The organism is Caballeronia glebae (assembly GCF_001545035.1).
Taxonomy (GTDB): domain Bacteria; phylum Pseudomonadota; class Gammaproteobacteria; order Burkholderiales; family Burkholderiaceae; genus Caballeronia; species Caballeronia glebae.
The window spans coordinates 81,365-107,791 of sequence record NZ_FCOJ02000012.1 but is presented as its reverse complement, the minus strand read 5'-3'; the positions used below and the strand labels follow the sequence as shown (position 1 = coordinate 107,791).

The window sequence follows — 26,427 nt, the reverse complement described above, 5'->3', positions numbered from 1 at the left end:
AGAGTGGGAATTTTCCGACTTTGCAATGCGCAATGCCTTGCCTGCTGAATTGCGCAATTCGTCTACGGTATAGTCATATTCTTCTTGGTACGAATAGTTTGTCGCGCTGAATAATAAGGCTTCCTATCCTTTTATTCGGGTGACACCGCTGCTTCAACAAAGAATGGAAGTTCAATGACTAAACGCAGACACCCTGCTTCGGCGCGCCTCGGCATGAAGGCGCTAATGGTCTATCAGGATTGCCGCGCAGGCGCAGCACGCGCGCGCACGGCGCAAGCACTCGTCGATGCCTTGCGCGAACGAGATGTAGACGTTGTCATGGCGGCGAGCGCCACGGATGCCATCGACGTCATCGGCGCCGATCCCGCCATTCAATGCCTGCTGCTCGACTGGGAACTGCCCGACGCACAAGACAGCGCAGCGCATCGCGGGCCGCTGGCCGTACTCGACGCCATGCGCAAACGCAGCGAGACCGTGCCCGTTTTCCTGATGGCCAGCCGCACGCGCGCCTCGGCCGTGCCGGTCGAAGCAATGAAGATGGCCGACGATTTCATCTGGCTGCTCGAAGACACGGAGTCGTTCATCAGCGGCCGCGTCATCGCGGCTATCGAGCGATACCGTGAAACCGTGCTGCCGCCCATGTTCCGCGAGCTGGTGCGTTTTTCGCGCGTGCACGAGTATTCGTGGCACACACCGGGCCACACCGGTGGCACGGCGTTTCTCAAATCCGCGCCGGGCCGCGCGTTCTTCGAGTTTTTCGGCGAGTCGCTGTTTCGCTCCGATCTGTCGATCTCCGTCGGAGAGCTGGGTTCGCTGCTCGATCACAGCGGCCCGATCGGCGAAAGCGAGCGGTACGCCGCGCGCGTGTTCGGTGCGCACCGCTCGTATCACGTGACGAACGGTTCCTCCACGTCGAATCGAGTCATTCTGATGGCAAGCGTCGCGCGCAATCAGATCGCCCTGTGCGACCGCAATTGCCACAAGTCGGTCGAACACGCGATGACCATGTCGGGCGCGATTCCCACTTACCTCGTGCCCTCGCGCAATCGCTACGGCATCATCGGGCCGATCATGCCTGAGCGCCTCACCGCCGCGGCAGTGCGGCGCGCGATCGAGCAGAATCCGCTCGTGAAGGAACGCGACGGCGTCAGCCCCACGCCCGTGCACGCGCTCGTGACGAATTCCACTTACGACGGGCTGTGTTACAACGTCGCGCGCGTCGAGTCGTTGCTCGGCGAAAGCGTGGACCGGTTGCATTTCGACGAAGCGTGGTACGGCTATGCGCGCTTCAACCCGATCTACCGCGAACGCCACGCGATGCACGGCGACCCCGGCGCGCACGATGAAACGCGACCCACGGTCTTCGCCACGCAATCCACGCATAAGCTGCTTGCGGCGCTGTCTCAGGCCTCGCTCATTCATGTCCGCGACGGCCGCAATCCGATCGAGCATGCGCGCTTCAACGAAGCGTTCATGATGCATGCGTCGACGTCGCCGCAATACGCGATCATCGCGTCGAACGACGTCAGCGCGGCGATGATGGACGGCAACGGCGGCCTCGCTCTCACTGACGAATCCATCCGTGAAGCTATCGCCTTCCGCCAGATGCTGAGCCGCTTGCACACGGAGTTCGAAGCAAACGGCGACTGGTTCTTCACCGGCTGGCAGCCCGATACGATCACGGATCGCGCCTCTGGCCAGCGCGTCGCCTTTCACGAGGCGAGCGAAGACTTGCTCGCGACCGATCCGTCGTGCTGGGTGCTGCATCCTCATGAGGACTGGCACGGCTTCGGCGATATCGAAAGCGGCTACTGCATGCTCGACCCGATCAAGATGTCCATCGTAACGCCGGGCGTCGCGCGCGAAGGCGGACTGCTCCCGACAGGCATTCCCGCGTGCGTCGTCACCGCGTACCTGGACGCGCACGGCATCGTGGTGGAAAAGACCGCCGACTTCACCATCCTCATACTGTTCTCTCTCGGCATCACGAAAGGCAAATGGGGCACGCTCGTCAATACGCTGCTCGACTTCAAACGCGACTATGACGCGAATGCGCTGCTCGATCATGTCCTGCCGGATCTCATCACGCGGTACCCGCAGCCCTATCGCGGCCTTGGCTTGCGTGATCTGTGCGGCCGCATGTTCGGCGCGATGAGGGAACTGGAAACAACGGAGCTGATGTCGCGCGCCTATTCGACGCTGCCGCGCCCCGACCTCAGTCCGACCGAAGCCTACGAAAAGCTCGTGCGCAACGACATCGAACGGCTGACGCTCGATCAGCTCGAAGGACGCACCGTGGCGACGGGCGTCGTGCCTTATCCGCCGGGCATTCCGCTTCTGATGCCCGGCGAGAATGCCGGCGCGGCGAACGGGCCCATCCTCGGTTATCTGAAAGCGCTTGAGGCCTTCGACACGCGCTTCCCGGGCTTCGCCCACGATACGCACGGCGTGGAAGTCGAAGACGGGGTGTATCGCATTGCATGCATCAAGGCTATCGAGGGGAAACAATAATGATTGAACGTACCAGCAAGCGGCTGCGGTATCGCGTGTTGATCGTCGACGAGACGCTCGCCAGTCCGTCGAGCATCGGGGGCCACGTCGTGCGCGATCTGACGAGCGAGTTCGAGGCGCGCGACATTGAGGTCATGCGCGCATCGACGCTGGATGACGGCGAGTCCATCGTCGCCGCGGATGCCGACATCGACTGCATATTCGTTCACTGGAACACGCGGCGCGCGGATCACAGCAGCGACGCCACGGCGCTGAGCCTTCTGCGCACGATTCGCGCGCGCAATGCGCAGGTGCCGATTTTCCTGATGAGCGATCGCTCGGGCGAGCGGCCTCCCGATCTCGAAGCGATGTCGCTCGCCAACGAATTTGTCTGGACGCTCGAAGACACGGGTCCGTTCATCGCCGGACGCGCGCTCGTCGCCATGCGCCGCTATGCCGAGAGCCTGCTGCCGCCGTTCACCAAAGCGCTGCTCGACTATGCGGCGACCCGCGAATATTCCTGGGCCGCGCCCGGTCATCAAGGTGGCGTCGCGTTCACCAAGTCGCCGCAAGGCCGCCTCTTCTTCGACTTCTTCGGTGAAAACATCTTCCGCAGCGACACCGGTATCGAGCGTACCCCGCTCGGTTCGCTGCTCGATCACGAAGGTCCGTGCGGCGAAGCGGAACGGTACGCTGCACGCATATTCGGCGCGCACGTCAGCTATTCCGTGCTGAATGGCACGTCGGGCTCGAACCGGACGATCATGTCGGCGGTCGTGGCCGACGACGAGTTTGCCGTGTGCGACCGCAACTGCCACAAGTCGATCGAGCAAGGGCTCGTCATGACGGGCGGCATTCCTGTTTTCCTTCTCCCCACGCGCAACCGCTACGGCATCATCGGGCCGATTGCGCCGGGCGAGTTCAGCGCGGCGTCGATCGAAGGCAAGATCGGCAATCACCCGCTCGTTTCGCGCGCGAAGAAGCGTAAGCCGGTCTATGCCGTCGTGACGAACTGCACCTACGACGGCATGTGTTACGACGCTTCGGCGGTGCAGCGACTGCTCGAAGAATCCGTGGACGTGATTCACTTCGACGAAGCTTGGTACGCCTATGCGCGCTTCAATCCGCTGTATGAGAACCGCTTCGGCATGCGCGGCGACCGGCGCGAGCACAGTGAGAGCGACGCCACCGTGTTCGTCACGCATTCGACGCACAAACTGCTCGCCGCGTTTTCGCAGGCATCCTACGTGCATATCCGCAACGGACGAAGGCCAATGGTCCACAGCCGCTTCAACGAAGCGTACATGGCTCAGGGCACGACCTCTCCGTTCTATCCGATCATCGCCGCGAACGAAATCGGCGCATCGATGATGGATGGCCCGCAAGGCCGCATGCTGACGCAAGAGGTCATCAACGAAGCGGTCGACTTCCGGCAAGCGCTCGCCCGCGCGCATCGGGAACTGTCGAACAAGGGCGAATGGTTCTTCTCGCCGTGGAATGCGCCCGAAGTCACCGATCCGCAAACCGGCGCGCGTATCGCTTTCGCCGATGCGCCAAGAGATATCCTCGCCACCGACCCGAACTGCTGGGTGCTTCACCCCGGCGATACCTGGCACGGCTTCGACGCCATTCCCGACGGCTGGTGCATGCTCGATCCGATCAAGGCGGGCATTGTCTGCCCCGGCATGGGCGAGGACGGCGAGCTCGAAGCGTCGGGCATTCCCGCCGCCGTCGTGAGCGCGTATCTCTACCGGCACGGAATCATCCCGTCGCGCACGACCGACTTCATGGTGCTGTGCCTCTTCTCGGTCGGCATCACGAAGGGCAAATGGGGCACGCTCGCGAACACCTTGCTGCACTTCAAGCGCGACTACGACGAGAACCGTCCGCTCGCTGAAGTCTTGCCCGATCTCGTTAAGGATGCGCGCGAGCGCTACGACGGCATGGGCCTGCGCGACCTCGCCAACGCGATGTTCGACATGATGAAAGCCACGGCGATGGATAAATCGCAGGCGGCCGCATTCGGCACCTTGCCCCGGCCGGTCCTCACGCCCCGCGCGGCGAACGCGAAGCTGATGAAGGGAGACGTCGAACTGCTTTCGCTCGAACAGATGTCCGGGCGCACGATCGCAGTCGGTGCGATTCCCTATCCGCCGGGGATTCCCATTCTCATGCCCGGCGAGGACACCGGTCCGCTGGACGGACCGTGGCTCGCGTATTTGCGTTCGCTCGAAGCCTGGAGCGCGGCGTTTCCCGGTTTCGAGAAGGAAGTCGAAGGCGCCGTGCTACAGCAAGGCAAATACCATTTTTGGTGCGTCAAAAAAAATAGGGCGTAACGATGAGCAATGTCGTAAGGAAAGTCGGCGTCGTGCCCGCCACGCTAATGGTCGCGGGAAACATCATGGGTTCCGGCGTGTTCATGCTGCCTGCCAACCTCGCCGCGACGGGCGGTATCGCGATCTTTGGCTGGCTCGTGACGATCACCGGCGCGGTCGCGTTGTCGCTCGTGTACGCGAAGATGTCGTCCATCGATCCCTCGGCGGGCGGCTCTTACGCGTTCGCGCGCAAGGCCTTCGGGCCGTTCGCGGGTTATCAGGTCAACATGCTGTACTGGCTCTCGGCATGGATCGGGAATATCGCGATCGCCGTGGTGGGAGTGGGCTATCTCAGCTATTTCATTCCGGCGTTGAAGCATCCGCTCGTGCTGACGTTCGCTTGCATCGCCGTCATGTGGCTGTTCGTGTTCGTCAACATCCTCGGGCCCTCGGTCATGACTCGCGTGCAATCGGTCACGACCGTGCTTGCGCTCGTGCCGATCGTCGGCGTGGCATTCGCGGGCTGGTTCTGGTTCAAGCCCGAGTTGTACATGAGCGCGTGGAACGTCAGCGGACATGACTCCTTCGACGCGGTTCAAAGCACGCTGAATGTGACGCTGTGGTCGTTCATCGGCGTCGAGACCGCGGCCGTTTCAGCGGGCATCGTCGAGAATCCGAAGAAGAACGTGCCGATCGCAACGGTCGGCGGCGTGCTCATCGCGGCCGTGTCGTATGTGCTTTCGTCCACGGCCATCATGGGCATCATCCCGAATCACGCGCTTCAGATATCGGCTTCGCCCTTCGGTGACGCGGTGAAGATCATGCTCGGCGAGAAAGGCGGTGCGATCGTCGCGTTATGCGCCGCGTTGGGCTGCCTGGGCTCGCTCGGCGGATGGATTCTGGTCACAGCGCAAACGGCCAAAGCCGCCGCCGACGACCGGCTGTTCGCGCCGATCTTCGGCAAGGTGAACAAAGAAGGCGTGCCGGTCGCCGGACTGGTCGTCGTCGGCCTGCTGATGACCGCGACACAACTCACGAGCATCTCGCCGAACGCGAGCAAGCAATTCGGCGTGGTGTCGGGCGTCAGCGTCATTTTCACGCTCGTGCCGTATATCTTCACGTGCGCGGCGCTGCTCGTGCTCGGCCAGGGACATCTGGGCGACTTGAAGCGCCGTTACACGGCCATCATGCTCGTCGCGTTTGTGTACTCGCTGTGGGCAATCGTCGGGTCTAACCCGCAGCAGGTGCTGTGGTCGTTCGTCGTCGTGCTCGCAACCACCGCGACCTACGCGGTGACATATAACCGCACGCACAAGGCGGCCTTTCCGCTCGATCCGCCGGCCGCTCAATGAAGCGCGCATTCGCCTGATCCAGACGAGCGCGCTTATCGGCGCTCAGTTGCCGGCGGCGACGTATGCCTTCACCGCCGGCAACCCCTCCTTCCCGTCGAACGTCTTCACGCCCGCGAGCCATTTGTCGAGCACGGCCGGATTCGCCTTGAGCCACTCGCGCGCCGCCTTGTTCGCATCCGTCTTGTTCATGATCGGCAGCATCACGTGGTTCTCGATATCTGTGGTGAACTGCAGGTTCGACACGAGCTTCGCGACATTCGGGCAGCGCGTGTCGTAGTCGGTCGGCGTGACGGTCAGCACTTTCGCCTCGCCATAGTTCGGACCGAATACATCGTCGCCGCCCGCGAGATAGTCGATCTTCATCTGCACGTTCATCGGATGCGGCTCCCAGCCGAGAAACACGATCGGCTTCTTTTCGCGAGTCGCGCGATTCACTTCGACGAGCATGCCCGCCTCGCTAGACTCCACCAGCTTGAACTTGCCGAGTCCGTACATGTTGTTGTCGATCATCTTCTTGATGAGCGCGTTGCCGTCGTTACCCGGCTCGATGCCGTAGATCTTGCCGTCGAGCTTGTCGTAGTTCTTCGCGATGTCGCTGAAGTTCCTGATGCCCGCCTGATACGCATAATCCGGCACCGCGAGCGTGTACTTCCCGCCCGTCAGGTTCGGCGTCGGCAAAACCTTCACCTGATTAGCTTTCCTGAACGAATCGATCATCGGGTCCATCGTCGGCGACCAGTAGCCGAGGAACACGTCGATCTGCTTGCTCTTCACGCCGGCGAACGTAATGGGAACCGATGCGATCGTCTTCGTCGGGTTGTAGCCCAGCCCCTGAAGAACGGTTGATGCAAGTCCGGTGGTCGCGGCAATATCCGTCCAGCCGACATCCGCGAAGCGCACGTTCCTGCACGCGGCGGGCTCGGCGGCGTTCGCCACGTAGGCACCCGACAGCATCGCCGCCGCCATCGACGCGATCCACAATCGTTTCATGTATCTCTCTCCCAGGTTTTTTGAAGGCATGGCGCGGCCCGCGCGCGAGGCCATCGAAGCCCGCGCGGACCGTAGAAAACAAACAGGAAAACCGTCAGGCCGATAAGCGCCGCTCGACGCTCGGCGCATGCCCGAATTGCGCGCGATATGCCTTGCTGAAGTGACAAGGCGAATGAAACCCGCACACGCTCGTCACGCGCGCGATCGACGCATCGGTGTTGCGCAGAAGTTCGCGTGCGCGGCGCAATCGCAGCGTCAGGTAGTAGTGCGTCGGCGACACGCTGAGGAACATCTTGAACATGCGCTGCAGATGCCGTTGCGACAGATGCACGAGCCGCGCGAGTTCTTCGAGCGACAACGGCTCTTCGATGTTCGCCTCCATGAGCCGCACGACCTCGACGAGTTCGGCGCGCGAAAAGCCGACGCGCGCATCGACGGGAATGTGCTGATAATCGGTCGATCCGCGTATGCGCTCGACGATGAACTGCTCCGACACTTGCGCCGCATGCGCCTGCCCGAGCCGCATGCCGACGAGATTGAGCATCAGATCGAGCGGCGCGGTGCCGCCCGTGCACGTCATGCGGTCGCGATCGATCACGAAGAGTTCGTCGGCAAAGCGCACGTGCGGAAAGCGCTTGTTGACCGGCGACATGTCTTCCCAGTGCAGCGTGCAGCGATAACCATCGAGCAGCTTCGCGGCGAGCAGCGCATACGGCCCGGTACAGATGCCGCCGAGCGGAATGCCCGCTTCATGCGCACGCTGCAAGAGTCCGATGATCGTGTCGTCGACATAATCGGCGACGTGCCAGCCCGCGCAGACGATCAACACGTCGGGCATGCCCGCTTCGTCGAGCGTCGTCGTCGGCTTCACAGTGATGCCGTTGCTCGCGCGCGCGGGCTCGCCGTCGGGCGTGATGACCGACCACGTGTAGTGCTGCGCGCGGCCGACGTAGTTGGCCATGCGCAGCACCTCGACCGCGCTCGTGAACGCGATCATCGAGAAGTTCGGCAGCGTGAGGAAGCCGAAGTGCGCGAGATTGGACAACGGTGATTCGATAACCGCCGGGACGATCGCCTCGCGCTTCATAACCGTGCCTTTGTGTCAGCCCTGTTGCGCCGCCGGTTCGCGGCGTACTTTCATCACGCTCTTCAGACCGGCGAACAGCGGCGCGCGCGCCATGCCGGGCATGCGTCCGAAGCTCTCGGTGATGCGGTCCAGAATGATCGCGAGCAACACCACCGACAAGCCGCTCTCGAAGCCGAGACCGATATCCAGACGCTGAATCGATGCGAGCACGTCGTTGCCGAGACCGCCCGCGCCGACCATCGACGCGATGATCACCATCGACAGCGCCATCATGATCGTCTGATTCACGCCGGTCATGATCGACGGGAGCGCGTTCGGAATCTGCACCTTGTAGAGCAGCTGGAACGACGTGCAGCCGAATGCCTGGCCTGCTTCCACGATCTCGCGATTCACCTGCTTGATACCGAGCGCGGTGAGGCGCACGGCCGGCGGCATCGCGAAGATGACGGTGGCCAGAATCCCCGGCACGCGGCCGAGGCCGAACAGCATCGCGGCGGGAATCAGGTAGACGAAGGCGGGCATCGTCTGCATCAGATCGAGCACCGGGCGCACGGCCATTTCGACGTACTTGCTCTTCGAGGTCCAGATGCCGAGCGGAATGCCGAGCAGCAGGCTGATGACCGTCGACGACAACGTGAGGCCGAGCGTGATGACCATCTGATCCCAGAAGTTCGTCGCGTAGATCAGCAAGAGCGACGCGAGGACGAACACGGCGAATCGCCAGCCGACGCGCCACAGGCCGATGCCGACGAAGATCGCCATCAACGCCCACATCGGCACGGCCTGCAGGCTGTGCTCGACGGCCGCCGCGAACGTTTCGATGACCTTGCCGATGGAGTCGAAGGTTTTCGCGTCGTGATCGAGGAGATAGTGGACGCCGTGGTCCACCCAACTGCCAAGCGGAATGATTTCAGACATGGGAACCTCGATGGTGCGTAAGGACCTTCAGGACATTGGTCTTGTTGATCGAACCGCAATACGAGCCGTCTGCTTCGACGACAGGCAGCGGGGCGGGGCTTGCGACCACACGGTTCACGACGTCGTCGAGCGCCATGTGACGCTCGATGCACTCGATCGGATTGATGCGCGACGCGGCGTTGCCGTTGGCGTCGCGCCCGACGAAACCGCGGATGCGGCGCTCGCCGTCGAGCACGAACGCGTAGTCGGCGCTGCCGTTGAGCGTCGCCGCGACGCTCGATGCGTCGATTTGCGGCGAATGCTTCATGAGCGGCACGTCGTCCGTCTGCATCAGGTCGCCGGCCGTCAGATAGCGGCTCGTGTCGATGCCTTCGAAAAAGGCCTCCACGTAGTCGTCGGCCGGATTCGTGATGATTTCCTGCGGCGTGCCGATCTGCACCACGCGGCCGCCTTCCATGATCGCGATGCGCGTGCCGATCCGCATCGCCTCTTCGAGATCGTGCGACACGAACAGAATCGTGCGGCGCTGCTCGCGTTGCAGATCGAGCAGCACGTTCTGCATTTCCTTGCGCTTGAGCGGATCGAGCGCCGAAAACGCCTCGTCCATGATCATCAGCGAAGGGTTCACGGCGAGCGCGCGCGCCAGTCCCACGCGCTGCTGCATGCCGCCCGATAGTTGCGCAGGCAACTTTTGCGCGAACGGGGCGAGGCCGACCTGCTCAAGCACGGTCATGGCGCGCGCTTCACGCTCCTTCTTGCCGACGCCCGCGACCTCTAGGCCGAATGCGGCGTTGGAAAGAACCGTGCGCTGCGGCATCAGCGCGAACGACTGGAACACCATGCTCATGTCCTTGCGTCGCAGGGCCGTGAGTTCCGAGCGCGGCACCGCGGCCACGTCGCGGCCATCGATCAGCACCTTGCCCGCAGTCGGCTCGACCAGCCGGTTGATGAGCCGGATCAGCGTGGATTTGCCCGAACCGGACAAGCCCATGAGCACGAAAATTTCACCTTCCTTGACGTCGAAGGAGACGTTATGGACGCCGACAATCTGTCCGGTGCGCTTGAAGACCTCTTCCTTCGTCGCGCCGCCGGCCAACATGTCGAGCGCCTGTTTGGGACTGTTGCCGAAAACCTTGCACAGTCCCTCGACTACGACCTTGGGGGAATTCATCGAATATCTCCTGGCGGTGGGCGGACGTGCGTCCGCGCTGTGCATACATAGTTGCTAGAAAAAAGTCGCGTCAGCCGACTATTTGCGACAACCACATGAGGAAATACGACACTGGAATAAGCGCGAACGTGCCGACGCCCTAGCGGAGCCTTGCTGGATAAGGGTTTGCGGGAAGCGGAGTGAACGATCTTGCGATTTTCAGCGTGTCGCGCAGGAACAAGTCGCGAAGCTATTTTGCGATGCAGGCGGCTTGCGAAGCGCGCGTCAGCAAGACGAAAGGAAGAGGTACTGGCGTCGCGCGGATAAAGTGCGCGGGAAAGATGCGTCCGGCGAGAAGCCGAAGCGATTTGAAACTGCTAGAAAAACTACATGAAACTGAGAAACTGGCGGGCGGGTCGTACGGCTCGTGCCGTCGTGTATTGCTAGTGTTGTGTTTCCCGCGCCGCCGTCAGCAACGCATTACAGACGGACGCCGAAAGCCGTGCCGCGCGCCTTGCGTTGACGCTCGGATTCACGGAAACGTGCTTGATACGAGTAGTCTTTGTCCATCGGCAGGTGGGCCGATTCAAACATCGATGCGAATTTTTGCAGCATTGCGAAGAGGTAGCTCATGACTGACTCCGGTTAGTGGCGAGGGTTTTCCCTTAGAAGAGATTATAGGGTTGTCCCTAACCGATTTCTAGTGCAATGCAACATTTCTTGGGAAGAAATTTGGTAGTTTTTCTACATTTTTACCGATTCGAGATCTTCTAAAAACGGGGACGGGGCGGAAAAGCCCATCCGATGCGGGTTCCGATGCCGGGACGAGCGCAGGCGCGACACGGCGCCACGGAACGTGGGTGTCGCGCGAAAGTGACAGCGGGGATCAGTGCGCCGAGGAAGTGGCGCGATGGTGCGTGTGCCGCGCGTGCTTTTTCGGCGCGGAATCGGGCCTGACGGCGCTCACGGGCTGAACAGGCGGCGTGTCTACGGATGCGTCCGGCATGTCGGATGCGCGGCGCACGCTGACGTTCGCGGAATCGGTTTCGAAGAGTGACGCGAGCGTCGCTTGCTGGTTGAGCATCAGTTGCTCGGTGCGGTCCTGCTGCAGTTTGCTGTCGTGGCTCATGCGCAGCAGCACGGCCGTTTGCGCGATGCCCGTCGCCACCGTGACGAGCATCACGCAGACGATGATCGTCAGCATGGTCTTCATGCGGCGCGCGTGGGCGGCAGCCGATGTGCGCTGCTCCGCTAGCACCGCGTAAAGCGCGTCGACGGTATCCGCGAACGCCGTGGCGCGGGCGCGGTCGAGTTCGGGCGCGGCGGCATTGCGCACGCTGGCCTTCGCGAGCGGCGCGGCTTCGTTGCGATCGGCTGCGATCAGCGCGGAAGCGAGCGCGGCCGGCGACTGCGCCGCGCTCTCCGGCGCGACGGACGTGCTGAGGTTCGCCGAGCGCGTCGCCACCGCGGCGATCGCGCCAGTTTTTCCGGCGGAAGTGCCCTCGTCCGGTTGCGGCACACCGAGGCACTGTAAATCGTCCTCGAACAAGCCCTGCGCCGGCGCGACCGATGCCACGCTGTCACGCATCGCGCGTTTGGCAACCGCGGATTCCGGCGCATTGCCATTGCCGCACGGCGGCACGGTCCCGCCATTCGATTGCACCGCCGCGAGAAACACCTCTGGCAACTCGAAACCTTCGAAAGTGCCTTGGCGGATATCGGTGTTCATCGCCTGAAGCTGCGCGCGTTCGGCGTCTTCGGCGAACAGGTCGAGCGTTTCACCGGCGCGCGCGCCTTCGCTCAGTTGCGCGAGACGCTGCGCCGAGCGTGCGGCGCGGGCGAGCTTCTTTTCCGTGTCGGCGCTGACGGGCGTCGACTGTACGTCATGCGTTTGCGTGGCCCGCCGGCGTCGCGACGAGGCGTCGGAATCTCTCTTTACTGCGGAATCTGGCATAGGTCCGAAAGGCGGCTGCTCCACGGCGCGGCGCGCAAGGCACACCGGCGCATCGGCGATTATTTTCGAGAGGCCGCATTGTCGCATGGCCGCGTGCGCAAACCCGCATCCCCAGGGCGATTTCAGGTGGCGTCGTCCTCGCGAAACTCGCGCACGGCGTCGAGCTGGCGCAAACGTTCGCAAATCGCGCGATATTCCATCGCCGACGCGCGCGACAGTTCCACCCGCACCTCGTCGAGATCGGGTGAATCGTCGCTCTGCTGCACGACGAACTGCTTCACGCGCACGCTGCCGGGCCCGAGCGCCTCGTGCAGCGCATGAAAACTGAGCGCGCCGCGATCGACGAGCATTGTCAGTTGACGGCGCTGCTTCACGCTGATGAAGCGGCGTTCGAGCGGCTTGATGCCCGCCAGAATCACGAGGATGATCGCCGTCGCCGCGATCGACGCCGTGTAAAGCCCGCCGCCGACCGCCAGCCCGATGGCCGCGACGGACCAGAGGCTCGCGGCGGTGGTCAGGCCGCGGACGATCTCGCCGCGCAGCAGGATCGAGCCCGCGCCGAGAAAGCCGATGCCCGACACGACCTGCGCCGCGACCCGCGACGGATCGAGCACGACGTGATCGTTTTTCAGCGCATCCGCGAAGCCGTAGGCCGACACGATCATGATGAGCGCCGAGCCGACGCACACGAGCATGTGCGTGCGCAGGCCCGCCGCCCACGAGAGCCGCTCGCGCTCGAAGCCGATCACGCTGCCGAGCGCCGCGGCCATCACGAGCCGCGACACGAGTTCGATATTTCCCAACATGTTCTCGCTCTCCTGTCGATAAGTCGCCCGCGCGCGCCGCGTTCCGGGCCGGTTTTGCTATTCTCTGCTGTTGCGTATGCCTCGCACGGCCGCGCGTCCCTCGGACCAATAAGAGTCTTCGTATGCAGGATCAGCAATCAAACGCATCGTCGGGCATGCAATCGACGAACCCGGAATCCGCCGCGCCGTTGCGCGCGCATTACACGAACGTCGTGCTGCCCATATGGCGCGGGCCGGGGTTCAACGCGGCGCTCGGCCTCGCGTATGAAGCCGTCGCGCCGGGCGATCACGCGCCGTTGCCGCCGAAGCGCTATCGCGCGATGGCCTGCGCGCGCCAGCTATTCCTGTTCTCGGAAGCCGGCGATCTCGCGCACGCCGCGACGCTCTTCGAATCGCTACGGCACTATTTTCTGGACAAGCGCAACGGCGGATGGTTCTACAGCGTGGATGCAAACGGCGCGCCGCTGGAGCGTCAAAAGGATCTCTACACGCACGCTTTCGTCGTTTTCGCGTGCGCGCATTACGCGAAGAAAAGCGGCTCGGCCGACGCTCTGGCGCTGCTCGATGAAACCTCGCGGCTCGTCGAGGCGCGCTTTTCGAGCGGCGGCGATCTGCTGAACGCGGCGCTCGCCGAGGATTTCGGCGCGACCATCGAGACGCCGCTGCAAAATCCGCTGATGCATCTCGCCGAAGCGTGGCTCGCCGCGCGCGACGCAACCGGCGATGCCGCCTACGACAAGCGCCTCGCGCAACTCGCGAAGTCCGTCGCCGATGCGTTCGTACACGAGCCGAGCGGCTCGATCGCCGAATTGCCGATGGGCACGGCCGGCAACCGGCTGGAGCCGGGCCATCAGTTCGAGTGGTATTTTCTGGCGCTGGGCAGCGCTCACGCCGCGTTCGAAGCGGCGGGGCTGAACGAGCGGCTCGCGCGCGCCTTCGACTTCGCGCAGCAGCACGGCGTGGACGAGGCAACGGGCGGCGTCCATGCCGCCATCGATGAAACCGGGCGCGTGATCGACGGGACGCAGCGCATCTGGGCGCAGACGGAATATCTGCGCGCGCTGGCCACGCGCGGCGATGCCGTCGGCCGGCAAATCGAGCGTTTTCGCGCGCGCTTCCTGCATGAAACCGGCTGGGTGGAATGCCGCTCGGCGGCGGGCGAGATCACCCGCGTCGAAATGCCTTCGACGACGCCGTATCACCTCGCGACGTCTTATGCGGCCTTGCCCCTCTGAGCGCGCTCGCGCTCAGGTTAGCTGAAACACCGAAACCGCCGCCTTCAACTGCCGCGTCTGCTCGTGCAGGGACGACGCGGCGGCGGCGGCCTGCTCGACGAGCGCCGCGTTCTGCTGCGTCATCTCGTCCATTTGCGTGACGGCCTGATTGACCTGCTCGATACCCACGCTCTGCTCCAGCGACGACGCGCTGATCTCCGCCATCATCTGCGTGACGCGTGAAATCGACGCCGATACTTCGCGCATCGCCGCGCCCGCGCGCTCGACCAGCACGGAGCCGTCGCTCACCTGCGCGACCGACTCGCCGATCAGTTCCTTGATTTCCTTCGCCGATTGCGCCGAGCGCTGCGCCAGGCCACGCACTTCGCCCGCGACGACCGCGAACCCGCGCCCTTGTTCGCCCGCGCGCGCCGCCTCGACGGCCGCGTTCAACGCGAGGATGTTGGTCTGGAACGCAATGCCGTCGATGACCGAAATGATCTCCGCGATCTTGTCCGAACTCGACGCGATGCCGCGCATCTTTTCCACGACGTCATCGACCACGCTTGCGCCGCGCGAGGTCGCGCTGAGCGCTTCGCCCGCGAGCGTGTTCGCCTCGCGCGCGTGCTCGGCGTTCTGGCGCACGGTCGCGGTCAGCTCTTCCATGCTCGATGCGGTTTCTTCGAGCGACGCCGCCTGATTTTCCGTGCGCGCGGAGAGATCCGCGTTGCCGCTCGCGATTTCATCGGCGCCGAAGTTGATCGAATCCGACGTCTCGCGCACCGTTTTCACCGTGTTCGCGACGCTTGCCTGCATCGTCGCGAGACCCGCGAACAGACGGCCGATTTCGTTCGTGCCGCGATCTTCGATGCGCTCGTCGAGACGACCGTTCGCGATGCGCTCGAAATGGCGCCCGGCTTCTTCCAGCGGCTCGATCACGCCACGGCGCAGCGCAACGTGCGCGAGCGCGATGCCCGCGACCACGACCGCCAGAATCGCGATGCCCACCGCGCGGAACCACGCGTAACGCGTGTCGATCGACGAGAGATAGCCGCGGCCGGCTTCATCGCCGAAATTGACGAAGTTCTGCTGCTCCGCGAGATAGCGGTCCTGGAAGCCTTGCGTCGGCTGGTCGAGGAACGCCTGGATATTGCCCGCGTCGAGATACTGCACGAGCTCGCTCAAAGCCTTCGCATACTCGGCGTATTTCGACTGCAGCGCGGTCATGCGCGCGGCGTTTTCCTCGCCGGTCTTCGGCGCGTTCAGAAACGCCGTGAACGACTTGTCCGCCGCCGCGATCTGCTCGCGCGCGTGCTGGACGATCTCCGTCGGCTCCGTGCCGCCGCGCACCATGCGCGTACCGGCACGGGAGAGGTTGATGCGCGCATCCATCAGATGTTGCGTGGTCTTGTTGACCGCGTTGACCTGCTTCAGCGCGATGTCGGACAGGCTGCCGACATCGTCATGCGTGCGCGAGAGGGACCAGAAACCAAGTCCTTCGGTCACTAGTTGAAAGAGACAGAACAGCACGAGAACTGCGAGCAAACCCGATGAAACCTTGATCTTTCCGAACATCACTTGCACCCACGCTTTCCGAATTTAGGCCCGCACATGCGGGGACACTGCGGGTTTACGGCAGTCGGACGATAAACCTTGAATCGTTTGCCGCCACGGTTGGTCTACGCGAATGCAGGGAACGCGCCGCTTCGGCGAATCGTCATCGAAGGGGCGCGCGTGCCGCCCGAAACGCACCACTGCACAATTTTTGCGTGACTTCCTTGCAGTGCGCGCGAACGCTTCCTATTGTCTTTGCAGGACGGCACCGAACCCACCCAAGGAGTGTCCGAATGGCCGAAATAGTCGATATCGCGCGCGGTGCGCTGAATGCGCAACCGTTCAGCGCCTTGCTCGGAACGAAACTGATGCAGGTCGATTCAGCGAGTCTCACGCTGTGTCTGACGATCAGGGATGAGCTGAGGCAACAACACGGCTACGTGCACGGCGGGGTGGTGAGCTATCTCGTCGACAATGCCCTGACCTTCGCGGGCGCGCTGCGGCTCGGGCCGAAGGTCGTGACCGGCGAATACAAGATCAACTATCTGCGCCCGGCCGTATCCGGAACGCTGATGGCGCGTGCGCGCGTCGTCCACGCGGGCATGACGCAGGCAACCTGCCAGTGCGACGTATTCGTCACCGATGGCGGCGCCGAGCGGCTCGTCGCGGTCGCGCAGGGCACGATCACGCGCATCGGCGAGGGTATTACCGCCGAGCCGGTCTTCCACGCTTAAATCTTTAAACTCCGTCCTTGAAGCAAAAAACCTCGCCGCGGCGAGGTTTTTTGTTTTTGGCGCGGATGGATTACTTCGCCGCGACGGTCTTTTGCGTCTGCTCGCCGAGACCTTGAATGCCGAGCTTCATCGTCTGACCGGCCTTCAGAAACACCGCGTTCGGCTTCACGCCCATGCCGACGCCCGGCGGCGTGCCCGTCGAGATGACGTCGCCTGGCTGCAGGCTCATGACCTTCGAGAGATACGCGACCAGTTGCGCGACCGTGAAGACCATCGTCTTCGTGTTGCCGTTCTGATAGCGCTTGCCGTCGACTTCGAGCCACAGATCGAGCTTCTGCGGATCGGCGACTTCGTCCTTCGTGACGAGCCACGGGCCGATCGGACCGAACGTGTCGAAGCCCTTGCCCTTGTCCCATTGCGTGCCGTGCTCAAGCTGCCATTCGCGCTCGGACACGTCGTTAATCACGCAATAGCCCGCGACGTAGTCGAGCGCGTTCGCTTCATCGACGTATTTCGCTTCCTTGCCGATCACCACGCCGAGTTCGACTTCCCAGTCGGTCTTCACCGAGTTGCGCGGGATTTCGACGTCGTCGTCCGGGCCGTTGATCGCGCTCGTCCACTTGTTGAAGATGACCGGTTCGGTCGGCACCGGCAGATTCGATTCGGCGGCGTGATCCGCGTAATTCAGGCCGATGCAAACGAACTTGCCGATGCGCCCCACGCACGGTCCGATGCGCGGACGGCCATCGACGACCGGCAGCGACGCCGGATCGGTCGCGCGCAGTTTCGCCAGGCCCGCTTCGGTGAGCGTCGCGCCGGCGATGTCGTCGACAACCTTCGACAGGTCGCGAATCTGGCCCTCGGCGTCCAGCAGACCCGGTTTTTCCTGACCCTTGGGGCCGTAACGAAGCAGCTTCATCTGATGTGATCCTCCTGGTTCCGAAAAAACATGGCGGTCGGTCAGTTCGACCAGCCGCCATCGATGATATGAATCTGGCCCGTCGTATACGACGATTCGTCCGAGCCGAGGTAAAGCGCGAGCGCCGCGATCTCGTCGGCACGGCCGACGCGTCCCATCGGCTGACGCGCGACGAACGCGGCCTGCACCTGATCCACGCTCGCGCCCTGCGTTTTCGCCTGCTCCGCGATGCGGTTCGCAAGCGACGGCGACTCCACCGTGCCGGGACAGATCGCGTTGCAGCGGATGCCGCGCGTGACGAAATCGGCCGCGACGGACTTCGTGAGGCCGATCACGGCCGCCTTCGACGCACCATACACGAAGCGGTTCGGCACGCCCTTCACGCTCGACGCCGCCGACGACATGTTGATGATCGAGCCGCCGCCTTTTTCCAGCATCTTCGGCAGGAAAGCGCGAATCGTACGATACATCGCCTTGGCGTTCAGATCGAAGGCGAAGTCCCAGTCTTCCTCGCTCGCCTCCAGAATCGAGCCGGCGTGCACGAAGCCCGCGCAGTTGAACAGCACGTCGATCGCGCCGATTTCGTCGGCCAGCGCCCGGATTGCCTGCGCGTCGCGCACGTCGAGCGTGCGCACCTCGAAGGACTTGCCTTCGAGCGATTCCGTGCGGATGTCGGTCGCGATCACGCGCGCGCCCTGCGCCGCGAACAGTTCGGCCGTCGCGAGCCCGATCCCTTGTCCCGCCGCCGTGATCAGCGCGGTCTTGCCTGCCAGTCTTTGTACCATCTACTGCTCCAGTCGGAAGTGTTTTTAAGACATGCCCGGTATATCAGCCGTTTCAGAGGCGATAAAACGCGCGGGCGTTCGCGCCAAAAATCGCGTCCTGTTTTGCTTTTTCGAGATGCGACGTGAAGCTTCGGGCCGTGTCGTGCCACGCGGAGTAGCTGCCGTTCATGTCGAGCACGGGCCAGTCGCTGCCCCACATCAGCCGTTCCGGTCCGAATTGTTCGAGCAGATGCGTGACGTAGGGCCGCAGCGTTTCGTCGGTCCAGTTCGGATTCGCTTCGGTCGCGAGGCCGGAAAGTTTGCAATGCAGCTTCTGCGGCAGTTGCGCGAGTTGCGCGATGCCATCGGCCCACGGTTGCCAGCCCACGTCGATGCCATCGCGGATCGGCGGCTTCGCGCCATGATCGACGACGATGCGCAACGTCGGATAGCGCGTGGCGAATGCGATCAACGATGGCACATGCCGCGCGAAGATCAACGCGTCGAATGCGAGATCGAGGTCGATCAGCCGCTCGATCGCCTCGCTGCGCGGCGCGTGCTCGATCCAGCTATCGTCGGGCAAGTCTTGCAGCATCGGACGCACGGCCTTGAACTTCGGCTCGCGCGCAAGTTCGTCGATGATCGTCGTGGCATCGGGCGAATCGAGTGGAACCCATCCGACGACGCCCGCGATCGAATCGTCATTGCGCGCGAGATCGAGCAGGTAACGCGTTTCCTCGACCGTCGGCGCAGCCTGAACGACGACCGTTTTCTGAACGCCGGCTGCCTCGCGCAGCGCGGCGAGATCGTCGGGTCCGAATACGCGATACAGCGGCTTCATCTCAGGCCTGAGCCAGCCATAATCGCCGCGCGCGGGGTCCCAATAGTGCTGATGCGCATCGATGTTCATCGGCGTGGTCATTGCGGCACCGGCGCATCTGCGTGAAGCAAACCTTCCGCGCGCAATGCGTCCCAAAGCGCGGGAGGAACCGGCGTTGCGAACGATGCGGCGTTCTCGCGCACTTCGTCCGGCGTGCGCGCGCCCATCAGCACCGTGGCCAAAACTTTATGCGCATAAGGAAACTGGATGGCGGCCGTCGACAGCGCGACACCATGCTCGCGGCATACGCGCTCCAGCTTGCCGACGCGCTCGACGATGTCCTTCGGCGCATCGCCGTAATTGAACTTGAGATCGCCGTGCGCGTTGGCGTCGAGGCCGCGCGCGAGGATGCCCGAATTGAACGCGCCGCCGAGCAGAATGCTCACGCCGCGTTTCTCGCATTCGGGCAAGAGTTCGTCGAGCGTGTCTTGTTCGAGCAGCGTGTAGCGGCCGGCGAGCAACGCGCAGTCGATGTCGAATTCGGCCATTGCTTGCATCACAGCCGCCGCCTCGTTCACGCCGAGGCCGACCGCTTTCACGCCGCGCGCGTCTTTCAACTCTTCGAGCGCGCGGAAACCGCCTTCATCGGTCAGTTGCTTCCAGTAGTGCGCGTTTTTCTCGCCATGCGTAACGTGGCCGATATCGTGGATCAGCACGACGTCGATTTCGGTCATGCCGAGCCGCATCTGGCTGTCCTCGAACGAACGAATAATGCCGTCGTAGGTGTAGTCGTAGATCGCCTGAAACGGCAGCGGCGCCGCCCAGCCTTCGCTGCCGTCGTAGGGCGTCGTGCGCGGCACGAAGCGGCGGCCGACTTTCGTCGATAGCGCGAAATCGCCGCGCGGATAGCGCCGCAATGCATCGCCGAGCCGATGCTCCGCTTTCGTGTGGCCGTAGTGCGGCGCGGTATCGAAGAAGCGGATGCCGGCTTGCCACGCGGCGTCGACGGTCGCGCGCGCCTCGTCTTCCGTCAACTCGTGATACAAGCCGCCGAGCGGCGCGGTGCCGAGCGACAGCGCGGTCACTTCCAGAGCCGTCCGGCCAATTCTGCGTCGACGTGAAACTGCCTCTTGCGCTTCTGCGGTCATCTGCAAACCCCGAATGATTTTGAGATGGCGAGCTCAAGCCGCCACAGTAACGCGTCCCACGCCGCGGGGCAAACACGCGGGGCCAACCGGCTCGAAGGTTTTGTAAGTCAGGATGAATTCCTGGTGCCCGAGCGCTTCCGACTTCGACGCCGCGCCCGCCGCCACCGCGACGGTCACATCGAAAATCTCGCGGCCCACTTCGTCGAGCGTCGCGCGGCCTTCGAGGATGCGGCCTGCATCGACGTCCATATCGCCGGACAGATTGCGAAACGTCGACGGATTCGCGCAGACCTTGATCACGGGCGAGATCGCCGAGCCGACCACCGAGCCGCGCCCCGTCGTGAAGAGAATCACGTGACAGCCGCACGCGATCAGCTCGCCGATCTCGGCGTTATCGCTGATATTCGGGAAGCCGAAGCGCGGTTCGCCGTCGGGCACGACGTCGAGCAGATAGAGACCGCCCGTCGGCGGCACGTCGCCCGGTTTGATGATGCCGACGATCGGCGACGCGCCGCTCTTCGAGTACGCGCCGAGCGATTTTTCTTCCTGCGTCGTCAGCCCGCCGTCCGCGTTGCCGACCGAGAACGAGCCGTGGCCCATCGTCGTGTAATAGCGCGCGGCTTTTTGCACGCATTCGACGATTGCATCGCCCAGTTCGGGCCGCGCCGCACGCCGCTTCATATGAAACTCGCAGCCGACGAGCTCGCCCGTTTCCTCGAAGATGCACGACGCGCCTTTCTCGATGAACGTATCGAACGCGCGGCCCACCGCCGGATTCGCCGTGATGCCGCTCGTGCCGTCCGAGCCGCCGCAGATCGTGCCGACGATCAGTTCGTCCAGCGCCATCGGCACTTTTGGTTGCGCGGCGAGCGTCGTGCGCGCCTCGCGCACCCAGTCGAGACCGTTCTGGATCGTGCTGCGCGTGCCGCCTTTTTCCTGGATCGTGAGCACGGCGGCGGCGCGGCCGCTCGCGCGCACGACATCGGCGAGATAGTGCTTGTTCATGCTCTCGCAACCGAGCGACACGAACAGCACCGCGCCGACGTTCGGGTGCGTGCAGATGCGCTCCAGCATCTTTTCGGCATAGCTGTTCGGATAGCAGCCCGGAAAGCCGATCAGATGCACGGGCGCTTCGGCTTGCGGATCGAAGGAATCGAAATCATCGAACGATGGACGGAAGTGCGCGACGATCTCGCGCGCGACGTGATGCGCGCATTCGACGAGATACGCCACCGCGACGATATTGCGGATGCCCTTCTTGCCATCGGCGCGAAGATAGCCTTGCAGTGCGGGACTGTTCATGACTGTGCTTTAGTGCTGTACGTAGGCGTGCCCGGCGTCGTGCGTAAATGTCGGGATGTAGTCGCTTTCCAGATTGTGCGTATGCAGATGCTCGCCGCGCGCGACATCGGCGCTTACGTGGCCGATGATCGCGCCGTAGCGCAGCACCTTTTCGTCCTTCGGCAACGCGCGCCGCGCGACCTTGTGCGCAAGCTCGATGGTGGTCGCGAGCGTGACCGCCTCGCCTTCGATCATCAGCGTTTCGCCGGCGGGCAGGCGCGCGGCGGCGATCAGGCAGTTGTCTTCCGGACTCAGCAAAATGAGGCGCGGGTCGGTTGTTTCTTGCATCGTCAATATCTCAAGTGAGCTCAAATGTGCTCAGGTTTGTGCTTCGCCACCCGCGAGCCGCGCCACCATCAGCGAACCGAGGATGATCGCGCCGTAGATCGCCTGAATCCAGAACGAGGGAACTTGCGCAAGTGTCAGCAGGTTTTGCACGACGCCCAACAGCAAAACGCCTGACAGTGCGCCGAGCATCGTGCCCTTGCCGCCGTCGAGCGAAATGCCGCCGATGACCGCCGCGGCGAACACCGTGAAGATCATGCCGTTGCCCTGGTTCGCGTTGATCGCGCCGACGTAGCCCGTCACGATCAAGCCGCCGATCGACGCGAGCACGCTGCCCAGAACGAACACGCCCCACGTGATGCGCTCGACGCGAATGCCCGCCGCCCGCGCCGCTTCCGGATTGCCGCCGATTGCATAAAGCGCGCGGCCGAGACGGTGATAGCGCAGCATGAACGCGGCGAACGCGAACGCCGCCGCCGCGAGCCACACGGAGATGGGCAGGCCGAGCACGAGCGTCGTCGCGAGCGTGAAGAACGACGGCGGCATGTCGAAGAGCGTGCCGCCTTTGGTCGCGCCGACGAGCATCCCGCGCAGCACGATCAGCATCGCGAGCGTGACGATGAACGCGTTCAGCCGCAGCCGCACGACCAGAAAGCCGTTGACGAACCCGATCGCCGCGCCCACCACGACGATCGCGGCGAGTCCCGCCGCCGCGGGCCATTCGAGCCCGAAACCCGCCGACGCCGCGGGCATCACGAGCATCGCGCCGACGGCGGGCGCGATGCCGACCGTCGATTCGAGCGACAGATCGAACTTGCCCGTCAGCACGATCAGCGATTCGGCGAGTACGACGAGCGCGAGCGCCGCCGATGCGCCGAGGATGCTGATCAGATTCGCCTGCGTCAGAAAGCTCGGACTGACGAACGCGCCGATCGCGAGCAGCAGCACGAGCGCGGGCAACAGCGCGAGGTCGCGAAAACGCGCGAGTTCGATGCGCGGGCGCTGGCGTTGCATCGGCGCGCCGGTCATGGCGGCGCTGGAAACGTCATGCTTCATGGAGGCTCACTCCTTCGACGGATGCGATGAGTTCATGGTCCTGCCATCCGGCAGGGAATTCGGCGGTGACCGCGCCACGGAACATCACGAGGACGCGGTCGCAGGTGCGCAGGTCGTCGAGCTCGCCGGAGACGACGAGCACCGCCTTGCCTTCCTCGCGCACGCGCTCGACGACGCCGAGCAGCGCTTCCTTCGACTTCACGTCGACGCCCGCGGTCGGATCGATGAGCACGAGCACGTCCGGATCGGTCGCGAGCGCGCGCGCCATCACGACCTTTTGCTGATTGCCGCCGGACAGACCTGACACTTCGTGCTCGGGTCCAAGTGTTTTGATGCCAAGCGCCGCGATCATGCGGCGGCCGAACGCGTTTTTCTTCGCGGGCGACGCGAATCCGAAGCGTCCGAGCGTGCGCGCGATCGTCATCGACGCGTTTTCCGCGACGGATTGCGACAGCACGAGTCCCTCGCGATGCCGGTCCTTCGGCACGCAGCCGATGCCGTTCGCCAGCGCGGCGGGCACGTCGCCGGGCGCAAGCGCGCGGCCATCGACGCTGATCGTGCCGCTGCGTTGCGCCTTCAATCCGGCGATGGCTTCCGCGACGCTCGTGCGACCGCTCGTCGTCGCCCCGGTGATGCCGATGACTTCGCCGCGCCGCACGTCGAAGGTGACATTGCCGTAGTCGTCGCCGGAAAGCTCGGACACGGACAGCGCGACGGATGCGTCGGCGGGCAACGGTGCGCGCGTCGCCGCGTCCGCGACGGCGAGACCGCCCTGCTCGCCCGTCATCGCTTCGATCAGCTTGTCGCGCGGCAACGCCGAAACCGGCGCGCTGACGATATGCCGTGCATCGCGCAGAACGGTCACTGCCTGACAGATTTCATACACTTCCTGCAAGTGATGGGAAATGAACAGGAAAGTGACACCTTCTGTTTGCAACTCTTCGATACGCCTGAAAAGACGCTTGATCTCTTCGCCGTCCAACTGTGCAGTCGGCTCGTCGAGGATGATGAAACGCGCGCCGTACGACAGCGCCCGCGCGATCTCGACGAGCTGCCGCGCCTCGACAGTCAGGTCGCCGGCGCGCGCGTCCTCGCGCACGTCGATCTTCCAATGTTCGAGCAGCGCGCGAGCGTCGCGGCGCATCGTGCGCCAGTCGATCACGCCGCCGCGCCGATGCTGCCGGTTGATGAACAGGTTCTCCGCCACCGACAACTCGCGGATGATCGTCGAGTGCTGATAGACGCACGCGACGCGTTCGCGCCACGCGTCGCGATCCGCGAGCGGTGGCGCAACTTCGCCGTTGAAGCGGATCTCGCCCGCGTCGGGGCGGCGCAGACCCGTGATCATCGAGACGAGCGTCGACTTGCCCGCGCCGTTGCGCCCGACGAGCGCGTGCGATTCGCCGGGCAGCACGCGCATCGTGACGTCCGACAACGCCGCCGTCGAACCGTAGCGCTTGGTCAGCCCAAGCGCTTCCACCACTGGCGCGCTCATTTGATCGTGTTGCCCCAGAGGGACTTGTCGTCGACGTTGGCCTTCGTCACGAGCGGCGCGGGCAACTGATCTTCGAGAATGCCGGGCGCGCGCTGGACGATCGTGCTGCCGTGGTCCGTCGGGCCGGGCTTGAACGTCTGTCCGGCGAGCGCCGCCTTGATATAGAAGAGGCCGTATTTCGCGTACAGATCGGCGGGCTGGGAGATGGTCGCGTCGATTTCGCCGCGGCGGATCGCATCGTATTCCTGCGGAATACCGTCATTGCTCACGATGACGATGTGCTTCGGGTCCCCCGCCTTGACGAGCAGTTGCTTGCGACGCAGCGTTTGCAGCGTCGGCGACAGATAGACGCCGCCCGCCTGCATGTAGATCGCCTTCACATCCGGATTCGCGGTCAGCAGGCTGTCGAGCGCGGTCGCGGCGGCTTCGCCTTTCCACGCGGCCGGAATTTCCAGAAGACTCAACGACGGGAATTTCTTCAGGCATTCGCGAAACGCCTCGGAGCGGTCGCGGCCGTTCACCGACGCCAGATCGCCCATGATCTGCACGACCTTGCCCGACTTCACGTGCTCGCCGATGTACTCGCACGACTTCGTGCCGTACGCGCGGTTGTCGGCGCGCACGACCATCGCGACCTTACCCTGCGTCGGCGCGACGTCCACCGCGACGACCGGCACGCTCTTCGCCGACGACGCATCGAGCGCGCGGCTGATCGCGGCGGAATCCAGCGGCCCGACCACGATGCCCTTCGCGCCGAGATTCAGCAGGTTGTTCATGTCGGTGATCTGCTGCGCGGGATCGCCGTTCGAATTGACGGGCGCGAGGATATCGAGGCTCATCTCCTTCGCGTATTTCGGCAGGTAATTGTTGTACGACTGCCAGAACGGCGAAGTGAGCAGCGGTAGCCCGAGGCCGACTTTGCCGCTTTCGGCGGCGTGGGCGACGCCGATGGTGCCAAGCGCGCCGATGGCGGCGACGACGACAGCGAATTTCCGGGTGAAGGTCATACGATTTGTCTCCTGATGTCTGCGTTCTTCGTGGCTGCAACGTGGGTGTTGCGGGAAAATCGTCGATGCATGAATTCACCAGTGAACGTATTATTCATATACGCACAATTCGAAGTCAAGAACGACGCGTCGCAGACGGATCGGTAGTTTCCCTAGCCGGTTTTTCGCGCATGGCATCGGCGTTCGCTGACGGAAGGCTTAAACTCGGCGCGAATTCATGAACCGACCCAGACTGCACATGGACCTGGAAGACAACGACGCCGACCGCTATCGCGCGCCCGCGCTCGACAAAGGGCTCGATATTCTCGAATTGCTGTCGGAGCAGAAGTCGGGGCTCACGCGCGCGGAAATCACGAAACTGCTCGGGCGCAACGCGAGCGAGATGTATCGGATGCTGGAGCGGCTCGTCGCGCGGCAGTACGTCGTGCGTTCGCCCGAAGGCGATCGATATTCGCTGAGCCTCAAGCTGTACGCGCTCGCGCATCGGCATCCGCCGATGAACCGGCTTATCGCCGAAGCGCTTCCGGTGATGCAACGTTTCGCCGATGTCGCGGAGCAATCCGTCCATCTCGCGGTCTACGATCGCGGCAATCTGCTCGTCATCGCGCAGGTGGATGGTCCCGGCACGTGGGGCATTTCGGTGCGGCTCGGCTCGCGGGTCGGCTTGATCGATACCGGCTCGGGCCGCGTCATGCTCGCGTTCCAGACTGAAGAGCAGCGCGAGCACATGCTCGCCGAACATACGAAGGTCAAAGGCGAACTCGCGCTCGATCGCGCGGTACTCGAAGCCGATTACCAGCGGATTCGCGAACTCGGCTATTCGAAGAAGGACAGCCAGCAGACGTTCGGCGTCACGGACGTGACGTATCCGCTGCTCGGGCCCTCCGGCCAGGCGATCGCCGCCCTCACCTGTCCGTATATGCGCCGCATCGATGAATACGTGGCGCCGTCGGTCGAAGACGTCACACTCCAGTTGAAGGACGCCGCCGCGTCGCTTTCAATGATGCACGACTGAACGCGCACGCTTC

Annotated in this window: 23 protein-coding genes; 6 read left to right on the top strand and 17 right to left on the bottom strand. The window is 63.6% G+C overall.

The features are described 5' to 3' along the window. The first annotated feature begins 174 nt into the window (after positions 1-174). The 3 genes from AWB82_RS11015 to adiC are packed head-to-tail and all read left to right on the top strand — an operon-like array spanning position 175 to position 6,157. On the top strand, positions 175-2,511 hold the full coding sequence (locus AWB82_RS11015; RefSeq protein WP_235023258.1) for an Orn/Lys/Arg family decarboxylase: 2,337 nt from the start codon (positions 175-177) through the stop codon (positions 2,509-2,511). After that, the gene (locus AWB82_RS11010; protein WP_086967164.1) at positions 2,511-4,826 is read left to right on the top strand and encodes an Orn/Lys/Arg family decarboxylase; all 2,316 of its coding nucleotides are present in this window, start codon (positions 2,511-2,513) and stop codon (positions 4,824-4,826) included. The genes AWB82_RS11015 and AWB82_RS11010 overlap by 1 nt, the downstream gene beginning before the upstream one ends. Before the next feature lie 2 nt (positions 4,827-4,828). Next, the gene (adiC, locus tag AWB82_RS11005; RefSeq protein WP_086967163.1) at positions 4,829-6,157 is read left to right on the top strand and encodes an arginine/agmatine antiporter; all 1,329 of its coding nucleotides are present in this window, start codon (positions 4,829-4,831) and stop codon (positions 6,155-6,157) included. 42 nt (positions 6,158-6,199) lie between these two features. On the opposite strand, the gene AWB82_RS11000 is transcribed toward adiC, so the two are convergent. The 7 genes from AWB82_RS11000 to AWB82_RS10975 form a co-directional block, all read right to left on the bottom strand. Beyond that, a complete protein-coding gene (locus AWB82_RS11000) occupies positions 6,200-7,147 on the bottom strand; it encodes a choline ABC transporter substrate-binding protein (RefSeq protein WP_086967162.1) in 948 nt (315 codons plus the stop codon). A 94-nt stretch (positions 7,148-7,241) separates the two neighbouring features. Next, positions 7,242-8,234: a GlxA family transcriptional regulator gene (locus tag AWB82_RS10995; protein ID WP_086967161.1), complete on the bottom strand. Its 993-nt coding sequence runs from the start codon at positions 8,232-8,234 to the stop codon at positions 7,242-7,244. Positions 8,235-8,249: 15 nt separating this feature from the next. After that, positions 8,250-9,152 carry a choline ABC transporter permease subunit gene (gene choW, locus AWB82_RS10990; protein ID WP_086967160.1) on the bottom strand — a complete coding sequence of 301 codons (903 nt, stop codon included), beginning with the start codon at positions 9,150-9,152 and terminating at the stop codon, positions 8,250-8,252. After that, positions 9,145-10,323 carry a quaternary amine ABC transporter ATP-binding protein gene (locus AWB82_RS10985; protein WP_086967159.1) on the bottom strand — a complete coding sequence of 393 codons (1,179 nt, stop codon included), beginning with the start codon at positions 10,321-10,323 and terminating at the stop codon, positions 9,145-9,147. Before AWB82_RS10985 ends, choW begins: the two co-directional genes overlap by 8 nt. A gap of 459 nt (positions 10,324-10,782) precedes the next feature. Further along, positions 10,783-10,935 carry a hypothetical protein gene (locus tag AWB82_RS37920; RefSeq protein ID WP_200818082.1) on the bottom strand — a complete coding sequence of 51 codons (153 nt, stop codon included), beginning with the start codon at positions 10,933-10,935 and terminating at the stop codon, positions 10,783-10,785. Positions 10,936-11,188: 253 nt separating this feature from the next. After that, complete coding sequence (locus tag AWB82_RS10980; protein ID WP_086967158.1) at positions 11,189-12,256, bottom strand: hypothetical protein; 1,068 nt, start codon at positions 12,254-12,256, stop codon at positions 11,189-11,191. A gap of 122 nt (positions 12,257-12,378) precedes the next feature. Further along, positions 12,379-13,062: an MgtC/SapB family protein gene (locus tag AWB82_RS10975; protein WP_086967157.1), complete on the bottom strand. Its 684-nt coding sequence runs from the start codon at positions 13,060-13,062 to the stop codon at positions 12,379-12,381. Between the two features lie 122 nt (positions 13,063-13,184). On the opposite strand from AWB82_RS10975, the gene AWB82_RS10970 reads away from it, so the two are divergent. Beyond that, on the top strand, positions 13,185-14,297 hold the full coding sequence (locus AWB82_RS10970) for an AGE family epimerase/isomerase (protein WP_086967156.1): 1,113 nt from the start codon (positions 13,185-13,187) through the stop codon (positions 14,295-14,297). Positions 14,298-14,309: 12 nt separating this feature from the next. Here the strand turns inward: AWB82_RS10970 and AWB82_RS10965 are convergent, their stop codons facing one another. Next, the gene (locus tag AWB82_RS10965; RefSeq protein WP_086967155.1) at positions 14,310-15,851 is read right to left on the bottom strand and encodes a methyl-accepting chemotaxis protein; all 1,542 of its coding nucleotides are present in this window, start codon (positions 15,849-15,851) and stop codon (positions 14,310-14,312) included. 272 nt (positions 15,852-16,123) lie between these two features. Between AWB82_RS10965 and AWB82_RS10960 the strand changes: the two genes are divergently transcribed. Beyond that, positions 16,124-16,564: a PaaI family thioesterase gene (locus AWB82_RS10960; protein ID WP_086967154.1), complete on the top strand. Its 441-nt coding sequence runs from the start codon at positions 16,124-16,126 to the stop codon at positions 16,562-16,564. A 70-nt stretch (positions 16,565-16,634) separates the two neighbouring features. Here the strand turns inward: AWB82_RS10960 and AWB82_RS10955 are convergent, their stop codons facing one another. Genes AWB82_RS10955 through AWB82_RS10915 form a run of 9 tightly spaced genes read right to left on the bottom strand, consistent with a single transcriptional unit; the run spans position 16,635 to position 25,399 of the window. Then, the gene (locus AWB82_RS10955; RefSeq protein WP_086967153.1) at positions 16,635-17,483 is read right to left on the bottom strand and encodes an ureidoglycolate lyase; all 849 of its coding nucleotides are present in this window, start codon (positions 17,481-17,483) and stop codon (positions 16,635-16,637) included. 41 nt (positions 17,484-17,524) lie between these two features. After that, positions 17,525-18,268 (bottom strand): SDR family oxidoreductase, encoded by a 744-nt coding sequence (locus AWB82_RS10950; protein WP_086967152.1) that lies wholly within the window; start codon positions 18,266-18,268, stop codon positions 17,525-17,527. 52 nt (positions 18,269-18,320) lie between these two features. Next, the gene (locus AWB82_RS10945; protein ID WP_086967209.1) at positions 18,321-19,157 is read right to left on the bottom strand and encodes an amidohydrolase family protein; all 837 of its coding nucleotides are present in this window, start codon (positions 19,155-19,157) and stop codon (positions 18,321-18,323) included. An 8-nt stretch (positions 19,158-19,165) separates the two neighbouring features. After that, a complete protein-coding gene (locus tag AWB82_RS10940) occupies positions 19,166-20,215 on the bottom strand; it encodes an aldo/keto reductase (protein WP_086967151.1) in 1,050 nt (349 codons plus the stop codon). A 33-nt stretch (positions 20,216-20,248) separates the two neighbouring features. Next, entirely contained in the window at positions 20,249-21,517 is a 1,269-nt protein-coding gene (locus tag AWB82_RS10935; protein ID WP_086967150.1) for a UxaA family hydrolase, read from the bottom strand. A gap of 9 nt (positions 21,518-21,526) precedes the next feature. Then, positions 21,527-21,844 (bottom strand): UxaA family hydrolase, encoded by a 318-nt coding sequence (locus AWB82_RS10930; RefSeq protein ID WP_086967149.1) that lies wholly within the window; start codon positions 21,842-21,844, stop codon positions 21,527-21,529. Positions 21,845-21,874: 30 nt separating this feature from the next. After that, positions 21,875-22,870 (bottom strand): ABC transporter permease, encoded by a 996-nt coding sequence (locus AWB82_RS10925; RefSeq protein ID WP_407642991.1) that lies wholly within the window; start codon positions 22,868-22,870, stop codon positions 21,875-21,877. A 16-nt stretch (positions 22,871-22,886) separates the two neighbouring features. Further along, on the bottom strand, positions 22,887-24,392 hold the full coding sequence (locus AWB82_RS10920) for a sugar ABC transporter ATP-binding protein (protein WP_086967147.1): 1,506 nt from the start codon (positions 24,390-24,392) through the stop codon (positions 22,887-22,889). Beyond that, positions 24,389-25,399, bottom strand: a complete 1,011-nt coding sequence (locus AWB82_RS10915) for a sugar ABC transporter substrate-binding protein (RefSeq protein ID WP_235023257.1) — start codon at positions 25,397-25,399, stop codon at positions 24,389-24,391. Before AWB82_RS10915 ends, AWB82_RS10920 begins: the two co-directional genes overlap by 4 nt. Positions 25,400-25,637: 238 nt before the next feature. Here AWB82_RS10915 and AWB82_RS10910 point away from each other — a divergent pair, with 238 nt between their 5' ends. Then, positions 25,638-26,414, top strand: coding sequence for an IclR family transcriptional regulator (locus AWB82_RS10910; protein WP_086967146.1), 777 nt, complete (start codon positions 25,638-25,640; stop codon positions 26,412-26,414). Positions 26,415-26,427: the final 13 nt, after the last annotated feature.

Bases quoted from the DNA above. Each gene is read 5' to 3' on its own strand.
- AWB82_RS11015 (WP_235023258.1), top strand. From the start codon at position 175: ATGACTAAACGCAGACACCCTGCTTCGGCGCGCCTCGGCATGAAGGCG.
- AWB82_RS11010 (WP_086967164.1), top strand. From the start codon at position 2,511: ATGATTGAACGTACCAGCAAGCGGCTGCGGTATCGCGTGTTGATCGTC.
- adiC (WP_086967163.1), top strand. From the start codon at position 4,829: ATGAGCAATGTCGTAAGGAAAGTCGGCGTCGTGCCCGCCACGCTAATG.
- AWB82_RS11000 (WP_086967162.1), bottom strand. From the start codon at position 7,147: ATGAAACGATTGTGGATCGCGTCGATGGCGGCGGCGATGCTGTCGGGT.
- AWB82_RS10995 (WP_086967161.1), bottom strand. From the start codon at position 8,234: ATGAAGCGCGAGGCGATCGTCCCGGCGGTTATCGAATCACCGTTGTCC.
- choW (WP_086967160.1), bottom strand. From the start codon at position 9,152: ATGTCTGAAATCATTCCGCTTGGCAGTTGGGTGGACCACGGCGTCCAC.
- AWB82_RS10985 (WP_086967159.1), bottom strand. From the start codon at position 10,323: ATGAATTCCCCCAAGGTCGTAGTCGAGGGACTGTGCAAGGTTTTCGGC.
- AWB82_RS37920 (WP_200818082.1), bottom strand. From the start codon at position 10,935: ATGAGCTACCTCTTCGCAATGCTGCAAAAATTCGCATCGATGTTTGAA.
- AWB82_RS10980 (WP_086967158.1), bottom strand. From the start codon at position 12,256: ATGCCAGATTCCGCAGTAAAGAGAGATTCCGACGCCTCGTCGCGACGC.
- AWB82_RS10975 (WP_086967157.1), bottom strand. From the start codon at position 13,062: ATGTTGGGAAATATCGAACTCGTGTCGCGGCTCGTGATGGCCGCGGCG.
- AWB82_RS10970 (WP_086967156.1), top strand. From the start codon at position 13,185: ATGCAGGATCAGCAATCAAACGCATCGTCGGGCATGCAATCGACGAAC.
- AWB82_RS10965 (WP_086967155.1), bottom strand. From the start codon at position 15,851: ATGTTCGGAAAGATCAAGGTTTCATCGGGTTTGCTCGCAGTTCTCGTG.
- AWB82_RS10960 (WP_086967154.1), top strand. From the start codon at position 16,124: ATGGCCGAAATAGTCGATATCGCGCGCGGTGCGCTGAATGCGCAACCG.
- AWB82_RS10955 (WP_086967153.1), bottom strand. From the start codon at position 17,483: ATGAAGCTGCTTCGTTACGGCCCCAAGGGTCAGGAAAAACCGGGTCTG.
- AWB82_RS10950 (WP_086967152.1), bottom strand. From the start codon at position 18,268: ATGGTACAAAGACTGGCAGGCAAGACCGCGCTGATCACGGCGGCGGGA.
- AWB82_RS10945 (WP_086967209.1), bottom strand. From the start codon at position 19,157: ATGAACATCGATGCGCATCAGCACTATTGGGACCCCGCGCGCGGCGAT.
- AWB82_RS10940 (WP_086967151.1), bottom strand. From the start codon at position 20,215: ATGACCGCAGAAGCGCAAGAGGCAGTTTCACGTCGACGCAGAATTGGC.
- AWB82_RS10935 (WP_086967150.1), bottom strand. From the start codon at position 21,517: ATGAACAGTCCCGCACTGCAAGGCTATCTTCGCGCCGATGGCAAGAAG.
- AWB82_RS10930 (WP_086967149.1), bottom strand. From the start codon at position 21,844: ATGCAAGAAACAACCGACCCGCGCCTCATTTTGCTGAGTCCGGAAGAC.
- AWB82_RS10925 (WP_407642991.1), bottom strand. From the start codon at position 22,870: ATGACCGGCGCGCCGATGCAACGCCAGCGCCCGCGCATCGAACTCGCG.
- AWB82_RS10920 (WP_086967147.1), bottom strand. From the start codon at position 24,392: ATGAGCGCGCCAGTGGTGGAAGCGCTTGGGCTGACCAAGCGCTACGGT.
- AWB82_RS10915 (WP_235023257.1), bottom strand. From the start codon at position 25,399: ATGACCTTCACCCGGAAATTCGCTGTCGTCGTCGCCGCCATCGGCGCG.
- AWB82_RS10910 (WP_086967146.1), top strand. From the start codon at position 25,638: ATGGACCTGGAAGACAACGACGCCGACCGCTATCGCGCGCCCGCGCTC.